Source organism: Streptomyces albidoflavus (assembly GCF_000719955.1).
In the GTDB taxonomy this organism is placed as follows: domain Bacteria; phylum Actinomycetota; class Actinomycetes; order Streptomycetales; family Streptomycetaceae; genus Streptomyces; species Streptomyces albidoflavus.
The window spans coordinates 20,490-39,032 of the sequence record NZ_JOII01000035.1 but is presented as its reverse complement, the minus strand read 5'-3'; the positions used below and the strand labels follow the sequence as shown (position 1 = coordinate 39,032).

The window sequence follows — 18,543 nt, the reverse complement described above, 5'->3', positions numbered from 1 at the left end:
AGCGTCCCGGGCATCGGGACCAAATCGGACGTGGCGGCGCTGCACGGCACCCGCGCCTCACCGGCCGGGGACGAACGGGGAGAGCCGCCAGTGACCACCGCCGAGACCGGGCACGCCGAGCCGCCCGCGCCCGCGCCGCCCGAGGCCATACCGCCCGCGCCGCCCGCCGCCGAGTCCCGCGCCCGCCGCCTGCTCCGCCACCCGGTCACCCTCACCACCGCCCTGGCCGCCGCCCTCCACGTCCTGTGGTTCTTCACCTTCGCGAACAGCGGGGGCGATCTCGCGGCGCAGGACGCGTGGGCCGAGTTCGTCGGGCGCAACCCCGGTTCGGCGTACAACCTCGCCTGGTACGGCGGGATGCACCCCGTCTCGTACAGCGTCGTCTCGCCCTACCTCATGCACGTGCTGGGCGTACGCACCACGATGATGCTGGTCGGCACCGTCTCGGCGGCGCTGCTCACGCTGCTGCTGATCCGCAGCGGCGCGGTGCCGAGGCCCGGGAGCGGGCCGGGGGCCCTGCGGCGCGCCCTGCTTCCCGCGTTCGCGGGTGTGTACGGGCTGCTCTGCAACGCCGTCTCCGGCCGGGTCACCTTCGGCCTCGGCATGATGTTCGGGCTGGCCGCCGTCGCCGCCTTCTTCTGCTGGCCGCACCGCTGGCGGCACCGCCGCTGGACCAAGGGCGCCGTCGCCGCCGTCCTCGCCGGGCTCGCCACCGCCGGGTCACCGGTGGCCGGGCTCTTCGTCGGCTTCGTCGCCGCCGCCCTCTTCGTCAGCCGCCGCCGCCCCGCCGCCTACGCCCTCGGGCTCGCCCCGGTCGCCGTCGTCGCCGTCTCCACCTGGCTCTTCCCCTTCTCCGGCACCCAGCCGATGTCGCTGGGCTCGGCGGCGCTCCCCTTCGTCTTCGGCGTGCTGGTCTGCGTCCTGGTGCCCCGGCACTGGGTGACGGTCCGCCTCACCAGCGGCGTCTACGCCCTCGCCGTGCTGCTGGTCTGGGCGGTCCACTCGCAGATCGGCTCCAACGTCACCCGCCTCCCGATGCTCTTCGCGGGCGTCGTACTGGCGGCGGCCCTCCCCTTCACCGTCCGCGCCAGCCGCAAGTGGTACGCCCTCGTCGCCTCCCTCGTCCTCTTCACCGGGTGGATCGGCGTCAAGTCCGTCGACGACGTCGTCAACACCACCCCCATCGCCTCCTGGAATCGCGAACTGGCCCCCCTCGTCAGCCACCTCGACCAGGCCGGCGCCGACCAGGGCCGCGTCGAGGTCGTCCCCTCCCGCAGCCACCGCGAGGCCTCCGCCCTCGCCCCCTACGTCAACCTCGCCCGCGGCTGGAACCGCCAGGCCGACGTCGACCGGAACCCCCTCTTCTACGACGGCTCCCTCAACGCCGCCACCTACCGCGCCTGGCTCGACCGCTGGGCCGTCCACCACGTGGTGCTGCCCCACGGCAACCTGGACGGCGACGGCGGCGAACGCGAACGCGCCCTCATCGAACGCGGCATGCCCTACCTCGACCTGATCTGGAGCGACGCCAACTGGCGCCTCTACGCCGTCGAGAACCCCACCCCCATCGCCGACCCGCCCGCCCTGGTCCGCCGCGCCGAACAGGGCGCCATCACCCTCGACGTGCTGCGCCCCGGCCGCGTCCTGGTCCGCCTCCCGTACTCGCCGTGGCTCGGCCTGGTCGACGCCGAGGGCTCCACCCTGCGGGCCCCCGAGGAGACCGCCGCCTCCCGGGCCCGCACCGAGGCCGACCCCGACCGGCCCAAGGAGTACGCCAACCGCCACGGCTGCCTCGCCCCCACCGAGCCCGACGCCACCGGCGCCACCTGGACCGAACTGGTCGCCCCGAAGGCCGGCACGTACCGCATCGCGGCCCCGTACGAGATCCCGCGCGGGACGGCCTGCCCCGAGGAGCTGCGCTGACCCCGGCGGCGGGAGGCCCTACAGGACGGTGAGGAGGCGCGGGCCCTCCTCCGTCACGGCGATGGTGTGCTCGATGTGGGCGGCACGGCTGCCGTCGGCGGTGTACATGGTCCAGCCGTCCTCGCCGGTCCAGCAGGCGTCCGAGCCGCCGGCGAGGAACATCGGCTCGATGGCGAGGGCGAGACCGGGCCGGAGCGCGAAGCCGCGTCCCGGCCGGCCCCGGTTGGGGATGTGCGGGTCCTCGTGCATCCGGCGGCCGATGCCGTGCCCGCCGAAGTCCTCGGGGACCCCGTACCCGCCGCGCCGTGCGGCCGAGCCGACCGCGTGCGAGATGTCGCCGATCCGGTGGCCCACGGTGGCCGCCGCGATGCCCGCCTCCAGGGCGGCCCGGGTGTCGGCGACCAGGCGGGCGTCCTCGGGGCGGGGCGTGCCGACCGGGAAGGTGGTGGCGGCGTCCCCGGTCCAGCCGTCCAGCCGGGCCCCGCAGTCGACGCTCAGCAGATCGCCGTCCCGGAGCCGGTGGTCCGTCGGGATGCCGTGCTGCACCGCGTCGTTGACCGAGGCGCAGATCACCGCAGGGAAGGGGATCGGCGCGAACCCCGGCTGGTACCCGAGGAACGGCGAGGTCGCCCCGGCCCCGGCCAGCACGCCCCGGGCCACCTCGTCCAGCTCGCGCAGCGAGACGCCGGGGGCCGCCGCCTCCTGGACGGCGGCCAGCGCCTGGGCCACGACCCGGCCCGCCTCCCGCATCGCGTCCAGCTCGCCGTCGGTCTTGATCTCCACCATGCCCTGGCCCCGCCTCACTCCGGTCTCCGGGCATGCGGGCGCGCCGGAGGACGGCATGCCGCCTCCCCGGCGCATCCAATTTCTATACCGGTATTAGTATCACGGTCATGGTGCGAACAGCTCTGACCCCCTGGGAACGCTCCCGCGGCGAACACTTCGGTGCCCTCATCCGCCGGGCCCGCGGCGACCGCAGCATGGTCGACGTCGCGGCCGCCGCCGGCGTCTCCGCCGAGACCCTCCGCAAGATCGAGACGGGCCGCGCCCCGACCCCCGCCTTCTTCACGGTCGCCGCCCTCGCCACCACGCTCGGCCTCTCCCTGGACGAACTGGCCCGGGCGGCGGCGCTGGCGGCGGGGGACGACGTGGCGGAAGGGGACGGGGCCGGGGTCGCCCGGTCGGCCTGACCGGGCCGGACGGCGCCCACTCCGTCACTCGTTGCGCGGCTTCACTCCTTGCGCGGCGCCCCGGGCGGCGACTGCCACGGGTCGTGCTGGGGACCGGCGGGGCCACCAGGACCGTAGGAAGGGCCGTTGCCGTGCGGGGGCGGGCCCGAGCGGCCCAGCGCCTCGGCGGCCAGGCGGTTGCGGTGGCGGGAGCGCTTGACGATGAGGGCGATGGCGACACCGGCCACCGCGAGTCCCGCGAGGCCGGGCAGCGCGGAACGGAGCAGCAGCGTGTTGGCGAGGGCACCCAGCCCCGCGCCGTCACCCGGCGCGAAGGTGGCCGAGCCCGCCGGGTCGGTGCAGCGCAGGGTGTAGGTGCCCGGGGTGTCGGCCTCGATCCGGAGGAGCCGCACCCAGGTCGTCCGGTTGAGCTTCACGGTGTACCTGGCCCCGTAGGCGCTGAACTTCGCCTCGCCGGGCCCGTCCAGCGTGCACTCGGCCCCCTCCGGCACCGGCGCCTGTCCGTACACCGCCGGCTCGCCGCCGGCCGTCACCTCCACCCGGGCACTGCCGCCGCTGCGGAACGCCTGGTCGCGGTCGATCGCGTCGACGGCCGACACGAGCGTCAGCACGAACCCGGCGACCGCGCCGAGCAGCAGCAGCCCCGCGGCCACCCACACCCCCGCGAGCACCCCCCGCCGGGGTCGTATCAGGGACGGGTCGACGTGGGAGGGGCCGGCTCCTGGGCCCAAGTGCTTGCTCATGCACCGATGCTGGCAGGCGGGACGTGGGCGGGCCAGGGGTTCCGGCTCATGCCGAAAGAGCCCCAAAAGGGGCCGCAGGACGCCGAAAGGCTCCGCCTGCTGCTTCGGCCTGCCGCTTCGGCCTACTGCTTCGGCGGCTGCCCGTAGGGGCCGGGCTGCTGCCACTGACCGGGCTGCGGGGGCTGCGGCTGTCCCTGCTGCGGGTAGCCGTACGGGCCCGGCTGCGGCTGCGGGGGCTGCTGCGGGTATCCGTAGGGCGCCGCGGGCTGTTGGGGTTGTCCCTGCTGCGGGTAGCCGTACTGCGCGGGCTGGGGCTGCTGCGGCTGGGCGTACGGGCCGGGCTGCTGCACCGGCGCGCCCCAGCCGGTCTGCGCCCCCGGCGGCAGATAGCGGGCGCGGCCCTCCTGGTCGGTGACCCGCTGGAAGCCGTAACCCTCCAGGTACGCCGCGAACTTGGCGTTCCGCTGCCGCTGCACCACGACGCTGATGCCGAGCGCCACCATCGCCACCACCCAGAAGCCCACCACGAAGCCCGTCGGCAGGTCCCGCAGGGCGAGGACGCCGGAGGCGAGCGTCAGCCCGAGCCCCGCCATCACGAGCCGGTTGGTCTCCGTCAGCCGGCCGGTCAGGTCGAAGTTGATGCGGGCCTTGAGCAGCTCGAACATGTCCGAGGGATAGGGCGGCAGCGGACCGTCGTTGGCCGCCTGCGGGTACTGCTGCCAGTTGGCCGCCGCACGCTGCCGGGCCGCCGGGCTCGGGTCGGGGGCGAGATACATGTGGAGCGCGGTGTTACGCCCGCCGCCCTGCCGCACGTCGATGTACTCGTAGCCGAACAGCTGCGCCGTGCAGGCCAGTTTGGCCAGCTTCTTCACCGACGCCATCGGGCTCGTCAACACGACCGGCTGCCCGTGCCCCATCAGCTCGAACATCTCGCGGACCTGCTTCTTGCTCACCCACACCACCCCGTTCCGGTCCCGGTACCTCGGCCGAAGGCCGCCCGCGACTGTACCGTCCCCCGCTCCCGGCCGGTCCTGGCCGTGTCACGGGAACCCCGGCGGCTCCCCCCGGCCGCACCGGGACGCGTATCATCCGGCCGAGTGACGCCGCGCCGCCGGAGGCGGACGCGGCGCGGACGGGTACGGCCGCGCCCAGGGGACGGCCACGCACAGCACGCCGGAAACGGTTCACCGGCAGCGTGCGAGATACAGCGGAGGTGTGGTGTTGTGCTGAAGACCGGGAAGATCCTGCGCTTCGACGAGGTGCGCGGCTACGGGTTCATCGTGCCCAACGAAGGCGGCGAGGACGTCTTCATGCACGCCAACGACCTTGTCGACGAGAAGTACCTGTACCAGAGCGGCCGCGAGGTCGAGTTCTTCGAGGAGATGGGCGAGAAGGGCCCCAAGGCCTCCCAGATCCGCCTCGTCTACCGCTCCTCCCCGCGCCGCTCCACCCCCGCCGTCGGCTTCTCCTCCGGCGGCCCCGACGCCCCGCGCATCACCAACCCCGGCGTCGACGAGCCCGAGACCGAACTCGACGAGTACGACGACCAGGACGAGGCCGACACCCTCACCGTCGCCGAACTCCGCACCGAACTCACCGACCTCCTCCTCGACACCGACGACACCCTCACCGCCGACCAGATCAAGCGCATCCGCACCCGGGTGACGGAACTGGCCCGGGTACACGGGTGGGTGGCTTCGTAGGCAGCGCCGAGACTCCCCGGCCCCGTTCCGCCCGGTGGGCGGGACGGGGCCGGTCGCTTTCGGAGCCTCGAAGGTTTCCTGGGACCCCCAGGGGGTTTGCCGGGCGTCGCCCTCCGGTACCCATCACCCCCATGAGCACCCCCGCCGCCGGCCCCCCGCTGCCCGTCACCACCCTCCTCGCCGTGGCCCCGGTCACCGACCTCCCCCGCGCCACCACCTGGTACACCCACCTCCTCGGCCGCCCCGCCGACACCCACCCCATGCCCTCCCTCGCGGAATGGCAGCTCACCCCGGACACCTGGCTCCAGCTCTTCCACTCACCGGAACACGCCGGGTCGACCCTGATCAACATCGGCGTCCCGGACCTGGACAGCGCACTGGCGGAACTGGCCGAGCGGGGCCTGGAGGCAGACACCCCCCAGGAGGGCGCCGGCGGAACGGTCCGCTTCGCCGCCCTCCACGACCCGGAGGGGAACAGGGTGACGCTGATCGAGGGGCGGGGGTAGGTCTCGACGAGCCCACGCAGAAACACCGAAGGCCCCGAACCAAGACCGGTCCGGGGCCTTCCGCCTGGTGCCCCCGGCAGGATTCGAACCTGCGACACCCGCTTTAGGAGAGCGGTGCTCTATCCCCTGAGCTACGGAGGCGGGGCGCGTCCGTGAGGGGTGCGCCCTGGTCGTCGCCGACCGCTGACAGCGTAGCGGATCGAGGCTGCGGGGGTCGCCTCGTTACTGGTGAGCTGGGTGGGGGCGGTCGTGCTGGTCAGGTCGTGGAGGTGCAACACGGCGGCGGATGGGGGTACTTCGGGGTAAGGGCCGCCCGTATGGCGTACCGTGCCGGGCGACCAGTGACACACCGCTATGCCCCAGGAGCCCCCAGTTGACCCCGTTCGAGCAGATCACCGCGCTTCTCGACCGTGAGGAGGCCGCGTACCGCGTGGTCGAGCATGCTGCCGAGGGGCGGTCTCTGGAGGTGGCGGCGGTGCGGGGGACGAGTGTGTCGCAGGGGGCCAAGGCGTTGGTGTGCCGGGTGAAGGGGATCGAGGCGCCGGGGGTGCTCGCTGTGCTGGCGGGGGACCGGCGTGCGGAGCTGAAGAGGATCGTGGCGGCGGTGGGCGGCAGGAAGGGCGGGTTCGCGCCGGCGGAGCTGGCCGAGCGGCTCACCGGGTGTGTGGTCGGGGCCATTCCGCCGCTGCCGCTCCTGGCGGAGGTGCCGGTCGTCGTGGACGAGGAGTTCCTCGCCGGGCACGAGGAGATCGCGTTCAACGCGGGGCGGCTGGACCGGTCGGTGGTCATGGCCACGGCGGACTACGTACGGATCGTGGCGCCGGTGGTGGCCTCCATCGCCGCGCCGTCGGCACCGGCCCAGCCGCCCGCGGAGGCCGCGCCCCGGCAGCCCGGCTGACCGGCCTGGCGCTTCTTGCTGGCCGACCGTGGGCGAGGCAATACTGTGGGTTCATGGCGGACGAGACGCGGAACCACCTGGACGGGCGGGCTCACGTCGTCGTCCAGAGCGGCCGGATCGAGCAGTTGCACCAGCACATCGGCGGCGGGCCGGAGGCGGAGGCGGCCGTGCCGTTCCAACTTCCGCCCGCCGGGCACCGGTTCGCGAACCGGGTGGCGGAGCAGGAACGGATCCGGCGGGCCGTGGAGGACCACGTGCCGCAGGCCGGGCCGCTGGTGGCGCTGCTGACCGGGATCGGCGGGGTCGGCAAGACCGCGCTCGGCTTCCACGTCGCCCGCCACCTCGCCGACCGCTACCCGGACGGCGTCCTCCACGTCGACCTCGACGACCACCGCCGCGAGGGCGCCGTCGAGCTGGCCGAGGCGGTCGGCGAGATGCTGGCCGGGCTCAAGGTGGAGAAGGACTGGCGGGAGCGTGCGTTCGCCGCCCGCGTCAAGCAGCTGTGGACCCTCACCCGCGACAAGCAGCTCCTCGTGGTCATCGACAACGCCCGCTTCGGCAGCGAGGTCACGCCCCTGCTGCCCGCCTCCGACCGCAGCCTGGCCCTCGTCACCAGCCAGGGCACCCTCTACGACCTGGACGTGGCGGCGGTGGAGGTGCCTCTCGGCCCGCTGCCGGCGCCGGACGCGGTGGAGCTGCTGCGCCACCTGGTGGACGATCCCCGGCTGGCGGCCGAACCGGAGGCCCTGGCCGACCTCGTCGAGGGCTGCGCCGGCCTGCCCGCCGCCCTGCTGGTGGCCGGGCGCTGGGTGCGCAAGTACCGGCGGCGGCCCCTGTCGCGGCTGGTCGGGGAACTCACCGCCGAGCTGCGCGAGAAGGGCCTGCCCATGGTCGAGGCCGTGTGGGACGCCGCCTACGAGGGGCTGGACGACGAGGCCGCCCGGCTGTACCGCCTGCTGCCCCTGCTCCCGGCCCCCGTGATCGGCGAGGAGCCGGCCGCGGCCCTGCTGGGCAGCGGCTACGACGAGGCGGCCGACCTGCTGGAGGAGTTGCAGCGCGCCGGGCTGCTGGACGAGGGAGTCGACGGCTGGCGGATGCACGACCTGCTGCGCGGCCACGCCGAGCGGCGGCTCGGCCAGGCCGACCCGGCGGGCGCCGAGCGCGACCGGGCGCTCGCCGCGCTGGTCCGCTGGTACCGGCGGCAGGCGGCGCGTGCGGACCGTACCGCCGCCGGGCCCCGGATGACCTTCGCCCCGCAGCCGGACCCCGCCGGGGACGGCCCCGCCGACCTCCTCTTCGAGGACAAGGCACACGCCCTGCGGTGGCTGGAGCGGAACCGGGCGGCGCTGTTCGGCTGCGTGCGGCTGGCCTTCGACGCGGGGCGGTACGAGGACGCGTGGGGGCTGTGCGAACCGCTGTGGACGCACTACCTGGACCACCCGCACCCGGGCGAGGTCCTGGCCGCCTTCCGCACCGGGGTGGAGGCCGCCGACCGTACGGAGTTCCTGCCGGCGATGGTGCGGATGCGGTGCCAGCTGGCCCGGCCGCTGTGGGAGGCGGGGCGGCACGAGGAGGCGGCGCGCCAGCTCGACCGGGCGGTGCACGCCGCGCAGGCCCTCGGCACCAGCTTCGAGGAGGACCGGCTGCGGGCCTCGGCCCTGGAGTTCCAGGGGCTGCTGAAGGCGGAGACGGGCGATCTGGCGGGCGCCGTCACCGACTTCACCGCCTCCCGGGAGATCCACGCGCGGATCGGCAACGCCTACGGGGTGCTGCTCCTGACTCACCAGGAGGGCAAGGTGGCGTTGCGGCGCGGGGAGAGCCAGGAGGCGGTCGGGCTGCTGGAGCGGGCGCACGCGGCCGCCGTCGAGCAGGGGCGGGAGCGGATGGCCGCGCGCACCGGCTTCGAGCTGGGGCGCGCCCTGCGGGCCGTGGGCCGGCCCGAGGAGGCGGACGCGCTGGTGGCGGCGGCTCTGGAGAGTGCCCGCCGGCGTGGTTCGGCCACCGACGAGGTGCGCGCGCTGCGGGAGCTGGCCGAACTGGCCGACGCGCTGGGCGAGGCCGGGCGGGCCGAGGAGCACCGGGCGGAGGCGGACCGCATCGTGGCGCTGCGGGGCGGGCTGCCCACGCCTCACACCTCGTAGTCGAGGTCCCGGTCCTCGGCGGGCGCCAGATGGACGCGGACCGCCACGGGACCGGTGTCGCAGAGCAGGGTCCCCCGCGCCCCGGGCGGCGGACCGGCCGCCAGCCAGGCGTGGACGGCGCTGACCACGGCGGTCGGGTCGGCGTGCCGGGAACGGCCCTGTTCCCGGTCGGGCTCGATGGTCACGGTGAGCGGGGCGCGGCCTCGCGGGCGGAGCAGGAGACGGTCCCGGGTGAGGATCGCGGCGGCGGTCCGGCAGCCGGGCATCTCGTCCAGCGCCGAAGCCGTCCAGCCGGACGCCGTCCACGCCGCGTGATGGCCGGTCAGGGGCCGGGTGCGCGCGTGGTGCCACAGCACCGCCGCGCTCTGGAGCGGGCCGGGCCCGGCCGTGGGGTGTTCGGCGGCCAGGTGATGGACGCGCTCGGGAGTGTCCGGCGGGAAGCGGTGCACGGTGACGCGGTCCCCGCAGACCTCGGCGCGTACGGCGAGGGCGGCCGGCTGCCGGGGAGTGGTGGTGGGCGCCGGGAAGGCGGGGGCGTCGACGACCGGGGTGGCGGGCGGGCGGAGGCCGAGCAGGCGGTAGAGGTGGCCGCGGAGCAGGGTCAGCGCCTCGCCCTGGTGGGCGAAGGCGTGGGCGGCGGGGCCGCGCGGGTCGGTGGCGCGGGCCGCCTCCAGGGCGGCGGGCAGGTCGCGGGCGGCCGCCAGGTGGGGGGTCTCGGCGAGCAGGCGGGCCATGGGGCTGTGCGGGACCAGTTCGCGGCCGCCGTCGTAGGCGCCGACGACCGGGCGGCCCAGCGCGGCGGCGTACAGGCCGGTCGAGCCGTGGTCGGTGACCACCGCGTCGGCGGCGACCAGCAGGGCCGCCCACTCCTCGTGCGGGCGGGCCAGGACCAGGCCCGCGCGCAGCGCCGGGGCCATCCAGCGGGCGAGGTCGAAACCGCCGGTCCGGCTGTGGGCGTTGGGGTGCAGGACCAGCGCGACCTGGTAGGCGTCGTGGGGCAGGAGGGCGAGCAGCTCGGCGGCGAGCCCGGGGCGGCGGGCGACCAGTGACTCGGGGCCCCAGGTCGAGGAGAGGACGACCAGGTGGCGCGGGCCGGTGCCGACGGCCGCGCGGTACTGCTCGCGGGCGGGCAGGGAGCGCAGCAGGCGGTCGGCGGTGGGGTCGCCGACGACGACGGCGGGGCGGGCCTCGGGACAGTACCGGGCCAGCCGCAGCGCCTGCTCCTCGTGGGCCAGGGCGTGCAGGTCGGCCCAGGGCTCGCCGTCGGCCAGCAGGTGGACGGGGTCCAGCCCCGAGGGCACGTCCGCCGAGCCCTCGTCGCCGAGTGCCTTGCCGAACCCGGCGCCGTGCGGCAGGAGCGCCCGGGGCCCGGGCAGCAGGTGCAGGTCGCCCTTGGGGCTGGCGCTGAGGACCAGGTCGTGCCGGGTGGAGATGGCCTCCTGCCAGGGCATCGTGCGGGCCCCGGTCCGGTCCAGCGCGGTCAGCGCGTCGACGTCGAAGCGGGAGCCGGGGACCAGCGTGAAGCGGACCCGGACGCGGTCGTCGCCGTCGAAGACCGGCAGCACGTCCAGCAGCCGGTGGAGCGCCACCGCCGAGCGGATCGCGACCAGCACGCCCCGCTGCCCGCCCGCCACCGCCCGCCTCCGGGTGACAGGAGAGCGGGGGGCGCGCCTGGTGGCGTCGTACGGGTCGGGGGAGGCCGGCTGCGGCATGGTCCCGATCGTATCCAGGTGTCGTGCGCCGGTGCGTCTCTCAGCCCGCGCGTGCGCCCTCCGGACCGGCGCTCGGTATCCATGGGGCCCACCCCGTATCCCCGCCTCCGGGTTTGGGGGTGACGGAGGCCGGGATATGGGTGCTGGCACCCATGGTGCGGGTCGTGGGGTGCGGGCGAGTGTGGGGGGCACCGACATGGGCATGTCCCGTTCCGCCTCCGTCGGGCGTGCTGGGCAGTTCCTGTTCCGTTCTGGTCGGGGTGGGGGGAGCGGGAGAACAGGTGGGGGTGCTGTTGTGGGGGTCACGAGCTGGCTGGCCGTGGCGGTGTTCGTCGGTGCTTACGTACTCATAGCAACCGAGAAGGTGCACCGGGTGACGGTGGCGCTGGGCGGCGCCGTCATCATGCTGCTGATCGGGGCGACCCGCCCTGAACACGCCTTCTTCTCGGAGCACGAGGGCATCGACTGGAACGTCCTTGTCCTGCTGCTCGGCATGATGCTGATCGTGGCCGTGCTGAAACGCACCGGCATGTTCGAGTACGTCGCCGTGTGGGCCGTCAAACGCGCCAAGGGCAAGCCGTACCGGCTGATGGTGCTGCTGATCCTGGCGACGGCCGTGCTCTCGCCCTGGTTCGACAACGTGACCACGGTGCTGCTGATGGCGCCCGTGACCATCCTCATCTGCGAGCGGCTCGGCGTCCCCGTCATCCCCTTCCTCATCGCCGAGGTGATGGCCTGCAACATCGGCGGCGCCGCCACCCTCATCGGCGACCCGCCGAACATCATCATCGGCGCCCGCGCCGGCCTGTCGTTCAACGACTTCCTGTTCCACATGACGCCGATCGTGGTGGTGCTGATCGCCCTGCTCTGCGTCCTGAGCCGCTTCCTGTTCCGCTCCGCCTTCCGCTACGACCCCGAACGGGCGCGGGCCGCGCTGGAGCTGGACGAGAAGGAGATGATCCGCAACCCGCGGCTGCTGTGGGTCTGCGGGGTGGTGATCACGATCGTGATGGCCTGCTTCGTCCTGCACACCTGGCTCCACCTGGAGCCCTCCGTGGTCGCCATCACCGGCGGTCTGCTGCTGCTGGGCCTCTCCCGGCTCCAGATCGTCGCCAAGCTCGACACCGGCGAGGTCGTCAAGGACGTCGAGTGGGAGACGCTGGCCTTCTTCGCGGGCCTGTTCGTCATGGTCGGCGCGATGGTGCAGACCGGGATCATCGCCGACATCGGCAAGGCCGCCGCCGACGCCGCCGGGGGCGAGCTGCTCAGTACCTCGATGGTGTTGCTGGTCGGCTCGGTGGTGCCCTCCGCCGTCATCGACAACATCCCCTTCGTCGCCTCGGTCAGCCCGATCGTCGAGGAGATCGTCGCCGCCTCCGGCGGCACCGGCGAGGCCGGGGTGCTGTGGTGGGCCTTCGCCCTCGGCGCCGACCTCGCCGGCAACGCCACGATCATCGCCTCCTCCGCCAACGTCGTGGTGGTCGGCATCGCCGCCCGCCACGGACACCACATCTCCTTCTGGAAGTTCAGCAAGTACGGCCTCGTGGTGACCGCCCTGTCGATCGCCGTGGCCGCGTTCTACGTCTGGCTGAGGTACTTCGTGCTCGGCTGGCCCGCGTGACGCTCCGCCCGCCGGTGTCCCCGTACGGGCTACAAGGGCGGCCCGGCGCTGGGCCGTTCGGGTGACGCGGGGTGTCCGGCAGGTCCGGGCGCCCCTAGGGTCCGGGGCTATGACCTCTGCTACCTCAGCCACCGGAACCCCGCTCGACCCGAGCCACCTCGGCACCATCACGGTGATCGCCTGGGCCGGTGAGAACGTCAACGACGGTCAGGACATGCCCTTCCTGCTGGCCTACTCCCTCGGCGACGGGGCGGCCGGCCCCGAGGCGGGCGAGGTGGCCGTGGCAGCCCTGCTGGAGCGCTCGGCACTGCCGGTCGGCGGCGGGCTCGTCGACGGCTCGTCCTCCAGCGTCCCCGTGTCGGTCCTCGTCACCGGGAACAGCGCGACCCTGACGGTGCAGCACCTCAACGCCAACTGCGTGGTGCCGCCGGAGTGGACCGACGCCGCGCACGCCCGGGGGCAGGTGTACTTCATGTTCACCACCAAGCCCTGGCCCCAGGCGGCGCCGGGGGTGCCGGTGGAGGAGGAGGCCCTGAAGGGGTTCATCGGCGACGAGGACGTGATCATGGCCTCGGCCCACTGCCTGGTACCGGTCAGCACGCTGCGCTGAGCGCGCGCCCCCGGCACCTTTTCGTCGGCGCACCGGAATTCCCGGTGCGCCGATTTCTCGTTCCCGGTCCCGTTCTCGTTCCCGTTCTCATATTTCGCCGGGGGCGCGGCGAAAAGGGGGGGGCGGGGAATCACGCGTAACGGGGTGGGAAAAGCAGAGCAGACCCCGCCGTGCGGCGGGGTCTGCTCCGGTGTCGCGTCCCGGCGAGCGGGGGACGGCTCAGCTGTTGCCGGCGCCGTTGCCCGAGAGGACCGGGATGTTGCTCAGGATGTGCGAGAGCGGCTCGTCACCCTTGGTCTGGGTGGAGTTCTCGACACACTGCTGCTGCTGCGGCGACGACAGGATGTCCAGGTCCTGGACCGTGACCGGCACGAGGCCGACCAGCGAGCCGACGTTGGCGTCGATCGGCACGCCGACGCAGGGCTTGTTCAGGGAGCCCTGAACCAGGCCGAGCTGGGGGCTCTGGTCGCCGGCGATCGAGGTGTTGCCGTAGGTCTGCTCGGCACCGTTGCCGCTCAGCGACGTGTGGCCGCCGTCGTCGCCGATGGCCATCGCCGGAGCGGCCGCGGCGGCGCCCGCACCCAGGATGGAGACGGCGACGGCAGCGGTAGCCATGACCTTCTTGATCACAGTGATTCCTCTTTCCGATGGAGTGCCCCGGGGATGAGGCGCTCTGAACAACTCGTCGCCATCGGGGAGGTTATGCCTGTTCGGGCGGTGTCACTCCAATGGTGGGGGAGGGGGCGTGGAATGCTGTGATTATCGGAGTCGGCGGCCGAATTCGGGAAAAGGGGAGAAGGTGTGCGCGGCCCCTTCCGTTCGAGTGAACGGCCGTCACCAATGACGGAGTGGCGAGTTGTCCAGAGAGCGCGGGGAGCACGACCCGTGCACATCGGACGAAGAGGAAAAGCAGATGCTGAAGAAGATGATGGTCTCCGCGGCCGTGGCCGCTTCCGCGATCGGTATGGGGGCCGCCACCGCCGCTCCGGCGATGGCCATCGGCGACGACAACGGCCACACCTCGCTGAGCGGCAACGGCGCGGAGCAGTACTACGGCAACTCCTCCACCTCCGGTGACATGAGCCCGCAGATCGGCCTCATCCAGGGCTCGTTCAACAAGCCGTGCATCGGCCTGCCCGCCGACGCCAACGTCGGCTCGCTCGTCGGCCTCGTGCCGGTCTCCGTCCAGGACATCCCGATCCTGTCGTCGCCGCAGCAGCAGCAGTGTGTCGAGAACTCCACCCAGACCAAGGGTGACGAGCCGCTCTCGCACCTCCTGAGCAACATCCCGATCCTCTCGGGCAACGGCGCCGGCAACAGCTGACGCCCCCCGCCCGGCTCCCGGGCCGGCGCCGCGCCGCAATCCCCGTCGGCAGCGGACGCGAGCCCACCGAGCCACCGAGGGCGACCCCGCCGGTGACCGGCCGACCGGCGACGAAGCCCCTGACCACGTGTCAGGGGCTTCGTGCTGTGTACGGGCGCTCCGGCTCAGACGTCGAAGTCGACCGTGACCTGCTCCGAGACGGGCCGGGTCTGGCAGGTCAGGACGTACCCCTGCTCGACCTCGGCCTCCTCCAGGGCGAAGTTGCGGCGCATCTCGGCCTCGCCGGAGGTGACCTTGGCGCGGCAGGTGCCGCAGACGCCGCCCTTGCAGGCGAACGGCATGTCGGGGCGGACCCGCTGGGCGCCGTCCAGGACGGTTTCGGCGCGGCTCGCCGGGAAGGTGGAGGAGCGGCCGTCCAGGACCAGGGTCACCTCGGAGACCGGGCCTTCGGGCAGCGCGTTCTCGTCGCGGCGGACGGGGGCCGGCTCCTCCTGGTCGTCGGCGAAGAACAGCTCCTGGTGGACCCGGTCGCCCGGCACCCCCAGCCGCTCCAGCAGCGCCTGCGCGTCGCGGACCATGCCGTGCGGGCCGCAGAGCCACCAGTGGTCGGTGTCGGCCACCTCCAGCAGGGCGGGGACCAGGGCGGCGAGGCGGTCGGCGTCCAGGCGGCCGGAGAGGATCTCGGCCTCGCGCGGCTCCCGGGAGAGGATGTGCGCGACCTGAAAGCGGTCGGCGTACCGGTCCTTCAGGTCGGCCAGCTCGTCGGCGAACATCACCGTGCCCGAGCGGCGGTTGCCGTAGAGCAGGGTCACGCGGGCGTCGGGGTGGCCGGCGAGGAGCGAGGCGGCGATGGAGAGCATCGGGGTGATGCCGGAGCCGGCGGCGACCAGGACGTGGTGCCCGGGCTCGCCGAGGGCCGGGGTGAACAGGCCGGTCGGCTCCATCACGTCGACCACGTCGCCGGGCCGCACCTCGCGCACCAGCCAGGTCGAGAAGAGGCCGTCCGGCACCACCCGCACGCCGATGCGGGGCGCGGCGCCCACCGGGGCGCAGAGCGAGTACGAGCGGCGCTCGTCGCGGCCGTCCACGGTGCGGCGGACCGTCAGGGACTGGCCCGGGGCGAAGGCGAAGGCCTCCGCGAGGGCGTCGGGCACCTCGAAGGTGACGGCGGCGGCGTCCTCGCACAGCGGCTCCACGGAGGCCACCCGCAGCGCGTGGAACCGGGGCCTGCGGCGCGCGGGGGCCGGGGCCGGGGCGGCGGGGGCGGGCGAGGTGGGCGCGGACATCTAGATCTCCTTGACGTGCTCGAAGGGTTCCCGGCAGGCGAGGCAGCGGCGCAGCGCCCGGCAGGAGGTGGCGGAGAACCGGGAGATCTCCTCCGTCCGCCCCGACCCGCAGAGCGGGCACGCCACTTCGGGCGCGGCCGTGCGGGTCGGCGACAGCGTGAGCGGCACCGGGCCCGAGGGGCGCGGAGCGGGGCCGGGCGGCGCGATGTGGTGCGCGGCGAGGGCCCGGCGCCCGGCCTCGCTGATCCAGTCCGTCGACCACGGCGGGTCCAGCACGGTGACCACCCGCACCTCGGGGAAGCCCGCGTCGTGCAGGGCCCGTACGGTCTCCGCGCGCATCTCGGCGAGGGCCGGGCAGCCCGAGTAGGTCGGGGTCAGCGCCACCTCGACCGCGCCGTCCGCCGCGTACGCCACCGAGCGGAGCACGCCGAGGTCGGCCAGGGTCAGCATGGGCAGTTCGGGGTCGCGGACGGCGGACGCGGCGGCACGGGCCAGTTCCAGGCCGTCCCCGGCTCCGTCTCCGTCCGCGTCCGAGGCGACGGCCGGCCCGCCGTCCGGGACCGCGCGCAGGGCCGGGCCGCCGGTGTCGCGGGCCGCCTCGGCGAGGACCGCGTCGAGGCCGGCGTCGAAGAGCGCGGCCGGGACGGTGACCGCCGCGCCGGGCCGGGTCACCACGCCGCCCCGGGGTGGGCGCGGGCCACCGACTGGAGCTCTTCGAGGAGCGGCGCCAGGTGCTCGGTGCGCTCACCGGAACGGCCGGCGCCGGGGTGCGCCGGGTACGCGCCCACCGTCAGCCCCGCCGCACGCGCCGTCTCCTCCCACACCTGCCGCAGTTCGGCGGCGGCCCCCGCCGCGTCGCCGCCGAGCGCGTCGGCGGAGGTGTCGGCGGCCAGCTCGCCCAGCCACGGCCCGGCCTCGTCGTACCCGGCCTGCATCCGGCGGGCCGACTCCTCGGTGCCGTCGCCGAGCCGCACGATCCAGTCGGCGGCGAACTGGCGGTGGTACGCCAGTTCCTTGACGCCCTTGGCGGCGATGGCGGCCAGCACCGGGTCCGGGGCGGCCGCCAGGCGCTGGAAGAGGGCGAGCCGCCAGGCCGAGAGGGCCAGCAGCCGCGCCATGGAGAAGGCGAAGTCGCCGCGCGGGAGTTCGGCGAGGCGGACGTTGCGGAAGGCGTCCGCGTCGCGCCAGTAGGCGAAGTCGTCCTCCCCGCGCCCGGTGCCGTCCACCTGCCCGGTGCGGGCGTACAGCAGGCGGGCCTGGCCGAGGAGGTCGAGGCCGATGTTGGCGAGGGCCAGCTCGATCTCCAGCTCGGGGGCGTCGGTGGTCCACTGGGCCAGGCGCTGCGCGCCGACCAGGGCGTCGTCGCCGAGGGCGAGGCAGAGCGCGGCCAGCGCGCCGGCGTCGACCCCGTCGGGGACGGTGGTGTCCACGCCGTGCAGCGGGTCCTCGAAGCCCGTGCCGAACGCCCAGCGGCCCTCGCCGTCCTCTGCTCCGGCGGCCAGGGACGCCGAGAGGTGCTCGTCACTCATCGGGGGTGCTCCTTGTTCCGTGGTTCTCTGCTGCGCGGGGTGAGGTGGGGTGGGGGCGTGCCTAGATGTGCGGGACGTCCTCGGGGATGTCGTAGAACGTCGGGTGGCGGTAGACCTTGTCGCCGCTGGGGGCGAAGAAGGGGTCCTTCTCGTCCGGGGCGGAGGCGGCGATGTCGGTGGAGCGGACCGCCCAGATGGAGACGCCCTCGTTGCGGCGGGTGTAGAGGTCCCGGGCGTTGAGCAGGGCCATCCGGTCGTCGGCGGCGCGCAGCGAGCCGACGTGGACGTGGTTGAGGCCGCGCTTGCCGCGGACGAAGATCTCGTAGAGCGGCCAGGAGCCGCGCGGGCTCCCGGTGGCGGGGGTAGGGGTCTCGCTCATGCGGCGGCCTCCGTCCGGTCGGGCCCGGTGTGGCGGGCGGTGTGCTTGGCGGCGTGGGCGGCGGCGGCCTCGCGGACCCAGGCGCCGTCCTCGTGGGCGGTGCGGCGGCGGGTGACGCGCTCGGCGTTGCACGGGCCGTCGCCGGAGATGACCCGCATCAGCTCGGCGTAGTCGGGCGTGCCGAAGTCGTACCGGCCGCGCTCCTCGTTCCACCTCAGCTCGGGGTCGGGGAGGGTGACGCCCAGGTGTTCGGCCTGCGGGACGGTCATGTCGACGAAGCGCTGGCGCAGTTCGTCGTTGGAGTGCCGCTTGATCTTCCAGGCCATGGATCGTTCGGAGTTGGGCGAGTTGTCGTCCGGCGGGCCGAACATCATCAGCGACGGCCACCACCAGCGGTCCACCGCGTCCTGCACCATCGCCCGCTGGCCCTCGGTGCCGGACATCATCGTCATCAGCAGCTCGTAACCCTGCCGCTGGTGGAACGACTCCTCCTTGCAGACCCGCACCATCGCCCGCGCGTACGGGCCGTACGAACTGCGGCAGAGCGGGACCTGGTTGCAGATGGCGGCGCCGTCCACGAACCAGCCGATGACGCCGACGTCGGCGAAGGTCGGCGTCGGGTAGTTGAAGATCGAGGAGTACTTCTGGCGGCCGGTGATCAGCCGCTCGGTGAGGTCGTCGCGGTCGGCGCCGAGCGTCTCGGCCGCGCTGTACAGGTACAGCCCGTGGCCCGCCTCGTCCTGCACCTTGGCGAAGAGGATCGACTTGCGGCGCAGCGAGGGCGCGCGGGTGATCCAGTCGCCCTCCGGCTGCATCCCGATGATCTCGGAGTGGGCGTGCTGCGCGATCTGCCGGATCAGCGTCTTGCGGTACCCCTCGGGCATCCAGTCGCGCGGCTCCACCCGCTGGTCGCGGGCGATGGTCGCGTCGAAGTACTCCTGGAGCGCGTCCGCGCCGGGCGCCTCGGTCTCGGTCATC

19 protein-coding genes and 1 tRNA gene are annotated in these 18,543 nt (G+C 74.0%); 9 read left to right on the top strand and 11 right to left on the bottom strand.

The window, feature by feature from the left end; all coding sequences use genetic code 11:
* Positions 1 to 90: 90 nt before the first annotated feature.
* A complete protein-coding gene (locus IF45_RS0126490; protein ID WP_030309960.1) occupies positions 91 to 1,923 on the top strand; it encodes a DUF8823 domain-containing protein in 1,833 nt (610 codons plus the stop codon).
* Between the two features lie 18 nt (positions 1,924 to 1,941).
* Here IF45_RS0126490 and map read toward each other — a convergent pair whose 3' ends face one another.
* Positions 1,942 to 2,709, bottom strand: coding sequence for a type I methionyl aminopeptidase (gene map / locus IF45_RS0126485; RefSeq protein ID WP_030309959.1), 768 nt, complete (start codon positions 2,707 to 2,709; stop codon positions 1,942 to 1,944).
* 107 nt (positions 2,710 to 2,816) lie between these two features.
* Here map and IF45_RS0126480 point away from each other — a divergent pair, with 107 nt between their 5' ends.
* Positions 2,817 to 3,113 carry a helix-turn-helix domain-containing protein gene (locus IF45_RS0126480; protein ID WP_003950145.1) on the top strand — a complete coding sequence of 99 codons (297 nt, stop codon included), beginning with the start codon at positions 2,817 to 2,819 and terminating at the stop codon, positions 3,111 to 3,113.
* Between the two features lie 41 nt (positions 3,114 to 3,154).
* On the opposite strand, the gene IF45_RS0126475 is transcribed toward IF45_RS0126480, so the two are convergent.
* Together IF45_RS0126475 and IF45_RS0126470 are read right to left on the bottom strand one after the other, a co-directional pair.
* The gene (locus IF45_RS0126475; RefSeq protein ID WP_242536791.1) at positions 3,155 to 3,856 is read right to left on the bottom strand and encodes a hypothetical protein; all 702 of its coding nucleotides are present in this window, start codon (positions 3,854 to 3,856) and stop codon (positions 3,155 to 3,157) included.
* 122 nt (positions 3,857 to 3,978) lie between these two features.
* Positions 3,979 to 4,815, bottom strand: a complete 837-nt coding sequence (locus IF45_RS0126470; RefSeq protein WP_174905228.1) for a hypothetical protein — start codon at positions 4,813 to 4,815, stop codon at positions 3,979 to 3,981.
* A gap of 264 nt (positions 4,816 to 5,079) precedes the next feature.
* Here IF45_RS0126470 and IF45_RS0126465 point away from each other — a divergent pair, with 264 nt between their 5' ends.
* Together IF45_RS0126465 and IF45_RS0126460 are read left to right on the top strand one after the other, a co-directional pair.
* The gene (locus IF45_RS0126465; RefSeq protein ID WP_008404291.1) at positions 5,080 to 5,559 is read left to right on the top strand and encodes a cold-shock protein; all 480 of its coding nucleotides are present in this window, start codon (positions 5,080 to 5,082) and stop codon (positions 5,557 to 5,559) included.
* A 131-nt stretch (positions 5,560 to 5,690) separates the two neighbouring features.
* Positions 5,691 to 6,065, top strand: a complete 375-nt coding sequence (locus tag IF45_RS0126460) for a VOC family protein (protein WP_051720739.1) — start codon at positions 5,691 to 5,693, stop codon at positions 6,063 to 6,065.
* Positions 6,066 to 6,130: 65 nt separating this feature from the next.
* On the opposite strand, the gene IF45_RS0126455 is transcribed toward IF45_RS0126460, so the two are convergent.
* Positions 6,131 to 6,206: transfer RNA gene (locus tag IF45_RS0126455), tRNA-Arg, on the bottom strand.
* Between the two features lie 232 nt (positions 6,207 to 6,438).
* On the opposite strand from IF45_RS0126455, the gene IF45_RS0126450 reads away from it, so the two are divergent.
* Both IF45_RS0126450 and IF45_RS0126445 read left to right on the top strand, forming a co-directional pair.
* Positions 6,439 to 6,963 carry a YbaK/EbsC family protein gene (locus IF45_RS0126450; protein ID WP_030309953.1) on the top strand — a complete coding sequence of 175 codons (525 nt, stop codon included), beginning with the start codon at positions 6,439 to 6,441 and terminating at the stop codon, positions 6,961 to 6,963.
* 53 nt (positions 6,964 to 7,016) lie between these two features.
* Positions 7,017 to 9,104, top strand: a complete 2,088-nt coding sequence (locus IF45_RS0126445) for a hypothetical protein (protein WP_030309952.1) — start codon at positions 7,017 to 7,019, stop codon at positions 9,102 to 9,104.
* On the opposite strand, the gene IF45_RS0126440 is transcribed toward IF45_RS0126445, so the two are convergent.
* Positions 9,092 to 10,738, bottom strand: a complete 1,647-nt coding sequence (locus tag IF45_RS0126440; RefSeq protein WP_030309950.1) for a hypothetical protein — start codon at positions 10,736 to 10,738, stop codon at positions 9,092 to 9,094. The two genes, IF45_RS0126445 and IF45_RS0126440, sit on opposite strands and share 13 nt — an antisense overlap.
* Positions 10,739 to 11,111: 373 nt before the next feature.
* On the opposite strand from IF45_RS0126440, the gene IF45_RS0126435 reads away from it, so the two are divergent.
* Both IF45_RS0126435 and IF45_RS0126430 read left to right on the top strand, forming a co-directional pair.
* The gene (locus IF45_RS0126435) at positions 11,112 to 12,437 is read left to right on the top strand and encodes an ArsB/NhaD family transporter (RefSeq protein ID WP_030309948.1); all 1,326 of its coding nucleotides are present in this window, start codon (positions 11,112 to 11,114) and stop codon (positions 12,435 to 12,437) included.
* Between the two features lie 109 nt (positions 12,438 to 12,546).
* Positions 12,547 to 13,047, top strand: a complete 501-nt coding sequence (locus IF45_RS0126430) for a DUF5949 family protein (protein WP_003950188.1) — start codon at positions 12,547 to 12,549, stop codon at positions 13,045 to 13,047.
* A gap of 219 nt (positions 13,048 to 13,266) precedes the next feature.
* Here IF45_RS0126430 and IF45_RS0126425 read toward each other — a convergent pair whose 3' ends face one another.
* Positions 13,267 to 13,677: a rodlin gene (locus IF45_RS0126425; protein WP_008404278.1), complete on the bottom strand. Its 411-nt coding sequence runs from the start codon at positions 13,675 to 13,677 to the stop codon at positions 13,267 to 13,269.
* 283 nt (positions 13,678 to 13,960) lie between these two features.
* Here IF45_RS0126425 and IF45_RS0126420 point away from each other — a divergent pair, with 283 nt between their 5' ends.
* A complete protein-coding gene (locus tag IF45_RS0126420) occupies positions 13,961 to 14,371 on the top strand; it encodes a rodlin (RefSeq protein WP_030309946.1) in 411 nt (136 codons plus the stop codon).
* A 164-nt stretch (positions 14,372 to 14,535) separates the two neighbouring features.
* Here IF45_RS0126420 and paaE read toward each other — a convergent pair whose 3' ends face one another.
* The 5 genes from paaE to paaA all read right to left on the bottom strand — a co-directional run bounded on the left by paaE (position 14,536) and on the right by paaA (position 18,542).
* Complete coding sequence (paaE, locus tag IF45_RS0126415; RefSeq protein WP_030309945.1) at positions 14,536 to 15,657, bottom strand: 1,2-phenylacetyl-CoA epoxidase subunit PaaE; 1,122 nt, start codon at positions 15,655 to 15,657, stop codon at positions 14,536 to 14,538.
* Positions 15,658 to 16,329 carry a 1,2-phenylacetyl-CoA epoxidase subunit PaaD gene (gene paaD, locus IF45_RS0126410; protein ID WP_030309944.1) on the bottom strand — a complete coding sequence of 224 codons (672 nt, stop codon included), beginning with the start codon at positions 16,327 to 16,329 and terminating at the stop codon, positions 15,658 to 15,660.
* Positions 16,326 to 17,186 carry a 1,2-phenylacetyl-CoA epoxidase subunit PaaC gene (gene paaC / locus IF45_RS0126405; protein WP_008404268.1) on the bottom strand — a complete coding sequence of 287 codons (861 nt, stop codon included), beginning with the start codon at positions 17,184 to 17,186 and terminating at the stop codon, positions 16,326 to 16,328. Before paaC ends, paaD begins: the two co-directional genes overlap by 4 nt.
* A 61-nt stretch (positions 17,187 to 17,247) precedes the next feature.
* A complete protein-coding gene (gene paaB, locus IF45_RS0126400) occupies positions 17,248 to 17,565 on the bottom strand; it encodes a 1,2-phenylacetyl-CoA epoxidase subunit PaaB (protein WP_003950194.1) in 318 nt (105 codons plus the stop codon).
* Positions 17,562 to 18,542 (bottom strand): 1,2-phenylacetyl-CoA epoxidase subunit PaaA, encoded by a 981-nt coding sequence (paaA, locus tag IF45_RS0126395; protein ID WP_003950195.1) that lies wholly within the window; start codon positions 18,540 to 18,542, stop codon positions 17,562 to 17,564. The genes paaB and paaA overlap by 4 nt, the downstream gene beginning before the upstream one ends.
* Between the last annotated feature and the right edge of the window lies 1 nt (position 18,543).